Below are 12089 nucleotides of genomic sequence, written 5' to 3'. Positions count from 1 at the left end.
CATCAGCGCACAAACTGGTCGACGTAGTCACGGCCAAGGCCGACGGACTCGTAGTGGGCGCGGCACATATCGATCTTGGTGAAGACGTCCTCATAGCCGACGTGCTTGTTGTTCTCATCGAGATACAGCATCGATCCCTGGATGTTGAAGAAGGTGATCATCTCGGAAACGTCCTCTGGGACGACCAGCGTGTGGATCTCACCCGGAGGCTCGAACACGTAGGAGCCTTCCGTCGCCACCCACTGGTGTTCGCGGTAGAACCACTTGCCGCGCAACACGAAGCCATGCACCGGATTGGGATGCAGATGTCGCGACAGCACGCCGGCGCGTCGCACGCGCAGTAGATTGCACCACTGCCCCTGTCGTGTGTTCAGCATCAGCGGACGAAACCAGACATCCGGCGCCTGCGGCACCCAGACGCGCTCGTCCTCGGGAATAGCGACGACGGCGATTTCCGGTGATGCAAGGACGTGCGTCGATCCGATCATGTCACGATACATGGGGCTTCCTCTTTCTTTTTTTCGCCGCCGCGGTTGAGACCCGCGTTATGCCTTCAGGCGTCGCAGTCGCGCGACGCTTCGAGAGTTTGAATTGCGTGTAGCCAAGCACCTGTTCCATGGCGGCCTTGGCCTTCTTTGCATCGCCCGCGGAAATCGCGCGCGCCGCGGCCGCGTGGTTTGGCAGGTTGTCTTCGAACCAGCCGGGGCTGCCGACCGCGACAAGAAACACCGCGCTCAGAATGGTATCGATGGCGCCGCGAAAACCCTGCAACACAGGGTTATGCGTCGCATCCAGAATGGCGAGGTGGAATGCTTTGTCCGCCTTGATGGCGCTTTCCTGATCGTGCGAGGTTTCCATGCCGACCAGCGCGGCTTCGATGCGCAACCTGTCCTGCTTGGTGCTCCGGGTTGCCGCGAGCGCGGCTGCTGCCGGCTCGATGATCAGTCGGACTTCCTGAATCGCCATCAGAAGATCGCGGTCCGGTTCGCCGCTGCCGACCAGCCATCCCAGCACATCGCGATCGAGCAGGCTCCAGTCGCGGCGCGGCAAGACGTGCGTACCGTAACGCGGACGGACGCTGACCATTCCTTTCGCAGCGAGGGTTTTGATCGCTTCCCGGATGACGCCGCGCCCGACACCGAAGCGCGCCTCCAGTTCCGGCTCTGGGGGGAGGGTTGCGCCAATCGGGATAATATCCTGCGCGATTTCGCAGCCGAGTGTGGTCAAGACCGAATTGATACGACCTGGTTTGCTTCCCCGCTCCAGCGATTTTGTAGGACTTCGTGCCACGAGTGTTCTTTCCCCGCTTGTTTCCTCAGTGGCCTATCTCACGTTTTCAGAGCGAATGCAATCATCCGATGTTTAACATCGGATGATTGATTTGCGGTGCACAATGCTTTGTCCGATCGCAATTCGAGTTTGAAATTCATGGCAAGGCGGTCGCGATAGATGGCCGGCCCATGCCAGCGCGCGGTCGGTTGTTTTTTGCGGGAACGAGATTGGCTGTTCCACCGTTTTCAGAGACACCGGGCCGGTTCGGTTCCAGCAGCACAGGTTCTCCTTGGCTCGGGTAAATCAGGAGAAAGCAAATGATGTCCGAAACTCAAGTCCACACCATCGCCCGGCAGATGCTTGATCGGCACGGCGCCGTGGCCATCGCTCATGCCGCTCAGAATGCACTGACATGCGAGCAAAAGGGTCAGGTGGAAGAAGCCAACGAGTGGCGCCACGTGAAGGATGCTATGAAGATCATGCAAGGCCCGCATCAGAGCTGAGGTTGCGATGCCGCCTTGCGAATGCGCGCAGTGCCGTCCGTACTGTCGTGGCGGCAATGGCGCCTTGATGTCCTGCGATGGGGCGAACTCCATCGGATGTCAGAGTTAAGAATCATGAATCACGAAGACTTGGAACTGATTTGAACTAGATCAGACAATTGATGCTTGATGAATTGTCCAGCTGACCTGAGCGCCAACCTTGCGTCTGTAAGACCGCCATTCCACAGAGGCCATGCATGGATCATGTCGGGCCATACCTCCAACGTCGTCGCGACGTTGGCTATTGCGGCAGCCTCCGCGAAACGCGTCGAGTCTGCGAGCAAAGTTTCGGCTGACCCGACCTGAATGAGTGTTGGTGGAAATCCGATGAGGTTCGAGAATAGCGGAGACAGAAACGGGCTCCTGCGGTCAAGCGATGCCGGAGCAAAGGCGTCAGCCAGTTCCTCGAGATAGCCACGGTGGATGATCGGATCGATCTGATCCTTGCTTTGTAGCGTCGTCCCGGACATTGAAAGATCGGTCCAGGGCGAAATAAGCCAAGCGCATGCCGGCAACTCTTCATTGGCTCCGCGCAAGGCGTTGATGAGGGTAATTGTGAGATTGCCGCCAGCGCTGTCACCAGCAACTACTATATTGCTGGCGTCTATGCCCTGCTGGCGCAGATATCGCCAAGCGCTCATCGCGTCGTCGTGAGCGGCAGGAAACGGATTTTCTGGCGCGAGCCGATAGTCAATCGCCAGGGTGCTTATGCCAGCAGCCCGCCCCGCCTCTGTCACCAGGCGTCGATGACTGAGGATTGATCCCGAACAAAAACCGCCGCCATGAAAATACAGAAGCACGCGCGTCGTATCTGCCCCCGGTGAGAAGGACCATTCCCCCACGACATTTCCGCGATCGACAGTCCGCAACTCGACATCGTCGGCCACCGGCCAGATCGACCCGACTTCGTCAAGTCGCTGCCGGCGCTGATCCCACCCGACCGGGCGGGGCTTTGACAACAGTACCGCGCGAATATTCGCAATCCCACTTTCGGCCAAAGGATAATTTCCCCCGAAAACTCGTGAAAATTGAGCGGCAATTTCAAAACTTCGCAGAAGCAAGTCTAGAGGGAACGCGGGTATTGCGCCAGCAGCGGACAATTCCGCATAATCCTCAATCTGACATCGCGTGGCGCTCGGCTCCCACTTGTAATTCGCCAGTCGTGCTTAACTAGAGCGAGGGCTGTTCTTCACAAAGTGGAGGATGCTGCAATGCGTGAACCAAATCCTGAAAAGCTGAACGCACTCGTAGGAAAGCTGGTCAACGACCTCGGCATTTCACTCGGCGGTGCCAGTATACTGCTCGGCGATCGTCTCGGCCTCTACAAGGCAATGGCGGATGGAGATATCTTCACGCCGTCGGCGCTTGCCAAGAAGACCGGCCTGCATGAGCGTTATGTCCGCGAGTGGCTCTCCGGCCAAGCCGCCTCTGGTTACATCGATTATCACCCTGAAAAGAACGCGTTCTCGCTCTCGGCCGAACAAGCGATGGCATTCGCCGAGGAAGGGTCGCCAGCTTTCTTCGCCGGTGCATTCGATGTCGTGCAGTCCACCTATCTCGACGAACCCAAGGTCGCCGAAGCATTTCGAACAGGGAAGGGCGTTGGCTGGCATGAGCATTCGAAGTGCCTTTTCTCGGGCACCGAACGCTTCTTCAGGCCGGGCTATAACGCCAATCTGGTCTCAAACTGGATTCCGACGCTCGAAGGCGTCGAAGCCAAATTGAAAGCTGGCGCCAAGGTGGCCGATGTCGGATGCGGCCACGGCGCCTCTACCATCGTGATGGCGCAGGCGTACCCCAAATCCAGGTTCTTCGGGTTTGATTACCACAAACCTTCGATCGATCGCGCGAAGGTCCTGGCCCAGGAAGCGGGGGTCGGAGACCGAATTGAATTCGCGCAGGCCAGTGCCAAGGATTTTCCGGCAAAAGACTACGATCTGGTCGCTTTCTTCGATTGCCTGCATGACATGGGCGACCCCGTTGGTGCGGGCAAGCATGTCAAGGAAACACTGGCCAAAGACGGGTCGTGGATGATCGTCGAGCCATTTGCTCATGACAATCTCAAGGATAATCTCAACCCGATCGGGTCCATTTTCTATCACGCCTCGACATTCATTTGTACACCCGCGTCGCTCTCTCAGGAGGTGGGCTTGGGGCTCGGTGCCCAGGCAGGTGAAAGCAAATTGCGTCAGGTCGCGACTGAGGCAGGATTCAAGCGCTTCCGCCGCGCGACTGAGACACCCTTCAATATGATCTTCGAAGTACGCGCTTGATCTCTCAGATCAACCGTGCAGAGCGACCCGGATGCCGCGGGAAATGCGGCTTCTAGGGGCTGCGTCGCTCTGGATTGATGTCACCTGTCGACAGGAGCGCTGCAGATTCGAAAAGGAGCCGCTGCAAAAATCTCTCGAAAGTGTAGTTCAGAGTAATTTGACCGCCACAAAGGTCTTGTCTCGCTCATGGCAAGCGGCCGACATCGTCCGTTACCGATTGTCGGTTTGGCACCAGAAGCGGACGTGAGCTATCTTAATGTCGCAAGGGATTGCCGCGTGCGTGAGCGGCTTCAAATCGACCAATTGGATACCCGGCACCGATGTTGCGGTCGAGCAGCTCGTCGATGTGCGACACGATGCCGATTACATGTGACACTCGTAGGATAGATCGATTCCAGGATAATATACTTGGGACGGGCGTTGCACATTGTTGGCGTTAAGCCAGTTTCACGCACATGAGCTTCGCGTCATCCTTCCTTTCTGCAAGACCTATTGAGACGATTAACGAGATTATGGCTGAAGTAGACGAAGGCACTCGGCTAGATGGAGCAGTCGTCACGAGCCACGCGCGAGAGCACTCTGTAATCCGTAAGAATACCGGATAGTTAGAGTTCTGCTCTGCCCCTCATCTTCAGATTGCACGCTCGACGCGCTTAATCATGGCCTCAGAGCATTATTGTCGAACTTGAGTTACGGCAGCAGGGCTGTCCTTCAGATGAATCCTGAGCGAACATTTACGCAATAGCTTTCCCTATCACGCGCTGCATTTTGTCCCCACATGGGGATTGCGCAAAATTCGCTCGATCGACACGCTCGGTGTCAGCGATCTCCGGTTGTCGAGGGGATAGCTAGGATCATGCATCTATGTTCAGCGCGAAGCGTAGTCGCGTTAGAAGCGCGACATCATCATGGAGTGGCAATCATGGCACTGATCAATGGTACACCAGGTGACGACATTCTGGACGGAACCCCAGTTGCGGATACGATCAATGGGCTCCCGGGTAATGACACTCTCTCAGGCCTCGGCGGTGATGACACGATCAACGGTGGAGCCGGTAACGACTCGATCGATGGTGGCGTCGACAACGACACCTTGAACGGCAACGCGGGAGACGACTCCATTCTCGGAGGAGACGGAAACGACCAGATCAGTGGCGGCGCTGGCATTGATACGATCGACGGTGGCGCTGGAGATGATACGGCTAGCGGCGACGCGGGGGACGATACGATCAATGGCGGCTCAGGGAATGATGATCTCTCCGGCAACGCCGGGGCGGATACGATCGATGGCGGCGACGGAAATGACAACGTCGACGGCGGTGCTGGAAATGACGTTCTCTCGGGGGGCGCAGGCGATGATACACTCGCAGGCGCTGCTGGCGATGACACATTGAATGGTGGTGATGGTGCTGACGTCCTGTCTGGCGGGGTGGGCGATGATACCATCAATGGTGATGCCGGCGACGATACCCTGACCGGCGGGCTCGGCAATGACACGCTGGAAGGCGGCGACGGCAATGATACCGCCAGTGGCGGCCTGGGTGATGATACGGTGAATGGCGGTCTCGGTGATGACACACTGAATGGCGGTGCCGGTAACGACACCATGAACGGAGGCGATGGTATCGATACCCTCAATGGCGATGACGGGAACGATATCATGAACGGCGACGCCGGAAACGACACACTTAATGGTGGAGCGGGCGACGACGTCATGGAGGGCGGTGCGGGTAACGACCTGCTGGCAGGTGACGCCGGTGACGACACAATCGAAGGCGGCGCTGGCGATGACGTCGCTAATGGTGGCGACGGGGCAGACGAACTGTCCGGTGGCACCGGCGTCGATACGTTAAACGGCGATGCAGGCGACGATACGCTTGCCGGCGGCAATGGAGCGGATGCGCTTGAAGGCGGCGACGGTGACGATACGCTGGCCGGCGGTGCAGGAAATGACACGCTCAACGGCGCGGCGGGCGACGATGAGCTGAGCGGCGGTAACGGCGCTGACGCGATGAACGGCGGTATCGGTGATGACGTGCTTACAGGAGGCGCCGGAACCGACGCGATCAACGCTGGCGATGGTACGGGCGCGGACTTCGGTGATGACGAAGTTACCGATCTTAGTTTCGCTGACGGTGACACCATCAGCATCGATGCGGCGCCTGGCTATGACCCGACAACGGTGGTCGTCGACGACGATGGTACCAATACCACGCTGGATTTCGGCTTCGGAACCATCACCCTCGATGGCATTACGGGCGGAGGAACCCCCTATGCCTCGATCGAGGACATAAATAACGCAGCGGGTTACACCGCTATCGAAGTTGTCTGATTATTGACGACGTAGGGCGGCACGTTGCCGCCCTACGCATTCTGCGCAATTAGGCAGTCACTATGCGTCTGGCTCACTCGGCCCGAGCAGAATCTGTTGTCAGCGCCGTTCCAGGGCGAACCACGCTCGTGTGGGTCGTCGTCTTCAGCGTGTCGGCCAACATCCTTCTGCTTGTGTTACCCTTCTACTCCATCGAGGTCTTCGACCGGGTCATCAGCAGCGGAAGCATCGAGACTCTCATCGGCCTGACCTCCCTCGGAATTGCGGCGTTGATCTTCAGCGCCTTCTTCGACGTCATTCGATTTCGATTGCTCAGCCGGTTCGCCGTCACCTTCGAACAGCGCATCGCACCGCTCATCCTGGAGGCAACCATTGCCGATCCGGCGCGACGCCGCGAAGGCTCGACGCATGATCTGGTGAAAGTTCGGGAGCTACGGAACTTCTTTTCAGGCGGCGCTGTCATTACGTTGGTCGATGCCCCGTTTCTTCCCGTCTTCATACTTATCCTCTTTCTCATCCATCCCTACTACGGCGCTATTGCGCTGACTGGCGCGGTCGTTCTGTCGATCATGGGATATGTGAGTAGCTGTATTGCCCGGGCGGAGGTCAATGAAGCGAGCGGTGCAGCCGCACGTTGTCAGATGCTAATGGATGGCATCGTACGACACGGCAACTTCATCAGGGCCATGGGCTGGACTGGAGGCGCCATCCACGCCTTCATGCGCGCCAATGATGAGGCGTTATCTCCTGTCGTTCGCGCCAGCGAACGGGTCGCCGCGATCGCATCGGCGGCACGCATGGTGAGGTCTACTCTGCAAGTTCTATCTATCGGATGTGGTGCCTGGCTTGTACTGCAAAACGAGGTACTCGCCGGCAGCCTGATCGCGAGCTCGATCATGGTCAGCCGAACCCTGCAACCGATGGAGAGCCTTATCTCTGCCTGGCGCGGGGTGACCGCGGCGCAGGAGGCATGGAAACGCGTCAGCGCCGCGGCGACATGGGTGTTGAAGCAACCTCATCGGACCCGCCTCACTGCCCCAAATGGCTTACTGGAACTCAATGGTGTCGGCTTCACCATTCCGCAGGCGAGACGTTCGATCCTGAGAGGTATTGCCTTCCGATGCAGGCCCAGCGAGATCGTCGTGGTCGTTGGTCCGACCGGCGCGGGCAAGTCCACTCTCTTGCGGATGGCGGCCGCCTTGGAGAAGCCCAGCGTCGGTGAAATCCGGCTCGACAACGCGTTGCTGGAGAGCTGGCACCCCGATCAGCTCGGAAGCTACATCGGCTATCTTCCTCAGGATGTCGAATTGCTCGCCGGTACCGTTGCTGAAGCGATCTCGGGATTTGAGGAGAGCCCGCGCGACGAAGATATCGTCATGGCGGCAACTCTGGCTGGCGCGCATCAGATGATTCTGGCACTGCCGGCCGGGTATCAAACGCAGATCGGTCGCGACGGTCATCGCCTCTCTGGTGGCCAGCGACAGCGCATCGGCTTGGCACGAGCCTTCTTCGGCAACCGTAAACTGATACTGCTCGACGAGCCCAACGCAAATCTCGATCCGGATGGCGAGGCAGCGCTGTGCACTGCGATATTGAGCGCACGATCGCAGGGCGCAACCTTCCTGATCGTGACCCACCGGCCACGCCTCCTGACGATTGCGGATCACGTATTGCTGCTCCGCGACGGCACGCAGGTCGCCTTCGGTCCCGTTTCGGAAGTTCTACCCAGCAACACAGCGGGGCTCCCTTCACGCCGGGGTCCGCGTCAGCCCGAGCGCCCGCAACTGCTATCTGGCTAGGAGCAGGAATTGTGACAACTCACGTCCACGAACTTTTACTCGGTGCAACGAGCAGCCACGAAATCCTGGAGAAACCCAGGTCCGATGCCCGACGACTCATAAAATGGGGAGCCTTCCTTTTAGCGATTCAATTCGGCGGATTCGGCCTTTGGGCTACATTCGTCCCGCTGCGCAGCGCCGTCATCGCTCCCGGTATCATAAAGGTCCAATCCAAGCGGAAGGCGGTGCAACATTTCGACGGTGGGATATTGAAGACCATTTATGTCCGCGAGAACGAGCAAGTCGAGGCCGGTCAGATCGTTGCAAAACTCGATACGACCCAAGTTGAGGGAAGCCTTGGCGTATTAGAGACAAAATTGTTTGCTGATCTCTCGCTGGATGCACGGTTACTCGCTGAACAAATGCAGTCCACCGCTATTTCATTTCCTGACGAATTACGGAATTCTCCTCGCCCCGAAGCAAAGACGGCAATTCAGACCCAGGAGACGGAGTTCGCGACGCGATCAAGTGCATTGACCGGCGAGCGGAAATTGATCGATCAGCAGACCCGACAACTCATGGAAACGGCCCATGGCCTCGAAAACAGCAGGACAAGCCTGCAAGAGCAACTTCAGTTTCTTCAGGAAGAAATACGAGATACAGCATCGCTATTGGAAAAAGGGCTCGCACGAAAGCCACGCGTACTTGCGTTGAAGAGGGCGGAAGCGGACATGCAGGCCCAACTCACGCGCAATCTGACCCAGCAAGCAGAAACACGCGGGAAAATCGCAGAACTCGTCGATCGTGGAAAACAGCTGGGTCTCAACCAAAGTCAGGATATCGCAAAACAGAGTCACGCAACGCGAGAATCGATCGGCGATCTCAGACATCGGATTGGCGCATTGCGTGAACAACTGGCGCGGACTGATTTACGCGCACCGGAGTCGGGACGGGTTGTTCGCCTCAACAGCAGGGAATTGAACACTGTGTTAGCGCCTCGAGAGACACTCATGGAGATCGTGCCCATCGAGGATCGCCTCGTCATCGAGGCATCCCTGCGGCCGCAGGATCGCGAGGAAGTCATGGCGGGGCAGAACGCTCGTATCCGCATCATTGCCCTCAACATTCGCCGCCGACCCATGCTGGAAGGCCAGGTGACTGCTGTCGCGGCGGATGCGTTCACTGACACGAAGAGCGGCGTCACATCCTACATGGCAGAAATTGATTTGCAGCGATCACCGGAGGTCGAACCTCATCTCACGACTTTGAAGCCCGGCCTTCCGGTCGAAGTCTTTGTTGAAACAGGCATAAGAACATTTGCGGAGTACTTAATTCAGCCGCTGCGCCTACGCGTCCACCGTGCCTTCCGGGAGAGTTGACGCCTTGGCGGAATATTGAACACACAAATTCTTTGGGAGGCATTTATGCAGCAAGGATACCAACAGGAAAACGACCGCTCTGACACCATCGGCTCACTGGCCTTCAGGCTTCGAGCTACTCCGGCGAATCCATTGCCCCGCCCCAGCCGCAACTCCAGTGCGCCACAAAACCTGTGGTTTGCGCGATCCTTAGCCCGACTGCTCGAATGCAAACGCTGCTACGCTGTGTTCTTGTCTCCAGAAGGAGATCTACTCGATCAGACTTCAGTTGGATTACCCGCGCCCAGTCCCGCATCGGAAGCGTTGGCGAGATCCATCTCGGAGACTTTCAACGGAGACGGCAATTTCATATATCAGTCGTCTACGTCGCCAAACGGGTTTGCACGCCGGCTGATCGGAACGCGCCCGGTCTACGGGCACCACTCGGTCATCGGACGTGTATGTACGGTCTCTGGGGATACTGCCATCTTTATTGCGGGATGGTGGCAGGTGCAGATTCCTGATGCAGAATTCGCTACCGCTAGGCGCGCGATCGAGCTCCTATGGGATGCGGTCGCTGATCTGACAAAGACCACATTGCAGTCTCATCAAATGTGGCTGGATGACATTGAGTCGCCCGCCCTGACCATTGACGAAAATCTGATCGTTCGGAGCATGAACAGCGGGTTTCGGCGACTTGTCGGCGAAGGTGTCATCACTCTCGATGGTGGTACGCTCTCGGGATCGACCCCCCTCATCACCACCCAGCTCAGGGACGCTGTTCGAGCCGCTATCATTCCGGATCTAAACCAAAAGAACGTCGGATCGACCGTACTCATCTCGCAAGAGGAGCAGCGATTTTTGTTTGCTGTGATCGGTTCAATCCCTGGAAATACCGATCCAAATCTTGCTCTCATCTACGTTCCTCAATTCAATGAGGAGGCCGGTGCCCAGCGCATTGCTCTCGCGTTTGGCTTGAGTTGGGTGGAGGCGCGGATTGTTCGCTGTATTCTCCGCGGGCGCTGTCCACGCGCCATCGGATTGGAACTTGGTTTCACGGAAGAAACCGTACGGACTTACATCAAACGCGTCATGCTGAAAGTTGGAATCAATCGCCAATCGGAATTTTTCGTTCTGCATAGTCGAACATTCTCACCGTTCAAGTTGCGACAGCCCGGGGCACCCTACATCACCACATCTTCATCCATGTAAAATCGTGGAGTTCCCGCGGGCATCCAGACGTGATCAGATGGCGCATCGGCAACAGATTGCGATATTGTTAGCGCTGCCCCTCGTTATAGGAATATCGCACGCGGCGACTGCTGGAGATTTGATCATACCGTTATCGTGCGACATTGGTCGCACGTGTTTCATCCAGAATTACGTAGACATCGACGATAGTCCCTCGGCCAAGGACTACATGTGCGGGACATTGACCTATGACGGCCATAACGGCGTCGATTTTCGATTAACGTCACATGGCAGACAGCAGAAGCCGGTTCACGTCGTCGTAGCCGCCGAGGGCACGGTGCTGCGAACTCGCGATGGCCTTGCGGACAGCCCTGTGAAAGGCGACAGGCGCGATGCAGCCAAAGGAAATGAATGCGGCAATGGCGTTGTTGTCAGACATTCCGGAGATCGCGAAACCCAGTACTGCCATATGGCCAAAGACAGCATCTTGGTAAGAGCTGGAGATACAGTCCGCGCTGGCCAAGTTCTCGGTGCCGTCGGCATGTCGGGGCTAACTGAGTATCCGCATCTACACTTTATTGTGCGGCGAGAAGGGAAGGTCATCGATCCCTTTGGAACAGGCTTGATGCCTGGCGCTTGCGGCAGTCATACTGAAAGTGAATGGACGGACGATGCTCGGGTTCGTCTGGCCTATTCACCGCGCGCAGTCTTGAACTTCGGATTCGCTACCGAAGCGGTCACGAACGATATGATCGAGGTTGACGCTGTCTCTCAGCGCAAGCCAAGTACGAAATCTGAAGCCCTTGTCGTTTATGTTCGGACAATTGGCTTGAAGACGGGCGACGAACAGTCACTGACGCTGCGCGATCCCGACGGCAGGATCATCGCCGAGAAGGGTCCAGTTGCAGTTGCGCAAAATCAGGCCCAGACGCTTCTCTTCATCGGAAAAAAGCGGTCCACCGAACCTTGGCCAGGCGGAGTATATTCCGCGACATATATCGTCGGGCGTAACGGCGCGCCGATGTTGAACCAGGTATTTCGTCATGATCTGCGTTAGCGGGTCCGTTTTCTATCACGCCTCGATATTCATCTGTACACCTGCGTCGCTCTCTCAGGAGGTGGGCTCTCTGGCGGGTGCCTCCGAAGAATTCTGAAAATAATCCTTGACGCTGTTTTCGAGGAGATTATATTCCATTGCATCTCGTCCCACTTTGAGGGGCGTTGCCAGGGACGCTTGTTAGCGCGGGGCGGGATGTGGCGCCTGCGGGCGGGAGGGAGACGTTCCCTCACGCACTCGGGAGGCCTTGGGTCACCGTCCGGCCCCACTACGGGGGTCTGCCACT

Annotated in this window: 10 protein-coding genes; 7 read left to right on the top strand and 3 right to left on the bottom strand. The window is 57.4% G+C overall.

The window, feature by feature from the left end; translation table 11 throughout:
• Positions 1–2: 2 nt before the first annotated feature.
• Positions 3–500: a 2,4'-dihydroxyacetophenone dioxygenase family protein gene (locus tag HP556_RS14775; RefSeq protein ID WP_231077871.1), complete on the bottom strand. Its 498-nt coding sequence runs from the start codon at positions 498–500 to the stop codon at positions 3–5.
• Positions 490–1266 (bottom strand): FadR/GntR family transcriptional regulator, encoded by a 777-nt coding sequence (locus HP556_RS14770; RefSeq protein ID WP_175367625.1) that lies wholly within the window; start codon positions 1264–1266, stop codon positions 490–492. Before HP556_RS14770 ends, HP556_RS14775 begins: the two co-directional genes overlap by 11 nt.
• A gap of 323 nt (positions 1267–1589) precedes the next feature.
• Between HP556_RS14770 and HP556_RS14765 the strand changes: the two genes are divergently transcribed.
• Positions 1590–1775 carry a hypothetical protein gene (locus HP556_RS14765; protein ID WP_170849737.1) on the top strand — a complete coding sequence of 62 codons (186 nt, stop codon included), beginning with the start codon at positions 1590–1592 and terminating at the stop codon, positions 1773–1775.
• A 119-nt stretch (positions 1776–1894) separates the two neighbouring features.
• On the opposite strand, the gene HP556_RS14760 is transcribed toward HP556_RS14765, so the two are convergent.
• Positions 1895–2812, bottom strand: a complete 918-nt coding sequence (locus HP556_RS14760; protein WP_175367624.1) for an alpha/beta hydrolase — start codon at positions 2810–2812, stop codon at positions 1895–1897.
• Positions 2813–3025: 213 nt separating this feature from the next.
• Here HP556_RS14760 and HP556_RS14755 point away from each other — a divergent pair, with 213 nt between their 5' ends.
• The 6 genes from HP556_RS14755 to HP556_RS14730 all read left to right on the top strand — a co-directional run bounded on the left by HP556_RS14755 (position 3026) and on the right by HP556_RS14730 (position 11803).
• Positions 3026–4087: a class I SAM-dependent methyltransferase gene (locus HP556_RS14755; RefSeq protein ID WP_175367537.1), complete on the top strand. Its 1062-nt coding sequence runs from the start codon at positions 3026–3028 to the stop codon at positions 4085–4087.
• A gap of 922 nt (positions 4088–5009) precedes the next feature.
• Positions 5010–6419: a calcium-binding protein gene (locus HP556_RS14750; protein WP_175367536.1), complete on the top strand. Its 1410-nt coding sequence runs from the start codon at positions 5010–5012 to the stop codon at positions 6417–6419.
• Positions 6420–6547: 128 nt separating this feature from the next.
• Positions 6548–8218: a type I secretion system permease/ATPase gene (locus HP556_RS14745; protein WP_175367623.1), complete on the top strand. Its 1671-nt coding sequence runs from the start codon at positions 6548–6550 to the stop codon at positions 8216–8218.
• Between the two features lie 11 nt (positions 8219–8229).
• Complete coding sequence (locus HP556_RS14740; RefSeq protein ID WP_231077868.1) at positions 8230–9576, top strand: HlyD family type I secretion periplasmic adaptor subunit; 1347 nt, start codon at positions 8230–8232, stop codon at positions 9574–9576.
• Between the two features lie 45 nt (positions 9577–9621).
• A complete protein-coding gene (locus HP556_RS14735; RefSeq protein WP_175367535.1) occupies positions 9622–10767 on the top strand; it encodes a helix-turn-helix transcriptional regulator in 1146 nt (381 codons plus the stop codon).
• Between the two features lie 37 nt (positions 10768–10804).
• Positions 10805–11803 (top strand): M23 family metallopeptidase, encoded by a 999-nt coding sequence (locus HP556_RS14730; protein ID WP_175367534.1) that lies wholly within the window; start codon positions 10805–10807, stop codon positions 11801–11803.
• The last annotated feature ends 286 nt before the right edge of the window (positions 11804–12089 follow it).

This window comes from Tardiphaga robiniae (assembly GCF_013359755.1).
Lineage (GTDB): Bacteria > Pseudomonadota > Alphaproteobacteria > Rhizobiales > Xanthobacteraceae > Tardiphaga > Tardiphaga robiniae.
Note: the sequence above shows the minus strand (reverse complement) of the source record. Positions and strands in the feature narration are given on the sequence as shown.

What these genes read in the sequence shown, in the direction of transcription:
- HP556_RS14765 (WP_170849737.1), top strand. Translation starts at nt 1,590, where the DNA reads ATGATGTCCGAAACTCAAGTCCACACCATCGCCCGGCAGATGCTTGAT.
- HP556_RS14735 (WP_175367535.1), top strand. Translation starts at nt 9,622, where the DNA reads ATGCAGCAAGGATACCAACAGGAAAACGACCGCTCTGACACCATCGGC.
- HP556_RS14730 (WP_175367534.1), top strand. Translation starts at nt 10,805, where the DNA reads ATGGCGCATCGGCAACAGATTGCGATATTGTTAGCGCTGCCCCTCGTT.
- HP556_RS14750 (WP_175367536.1), top strand. Translation starts at nt 5,010, where the DNA reads ATGGCACTGATCAATGGTACACCAGGTGACGACATTCTGGACGGAACC.
- HP556_RS14755 (WP_175367537.1), top strand. Translation starts at nt 3,026, where the DNA reads ATGCGTGAACCAAATCCTGAAAAGCTGAACGCACTCGTAGGAAAGCTG.
- HP556_RS14775 (WP_231077871.1), bottom strand. Translation starts at nt 500, where the DNA reads ATGTATCGTGACATGATCGGATCGACGCACGTCCTTGCATCACCGGAA.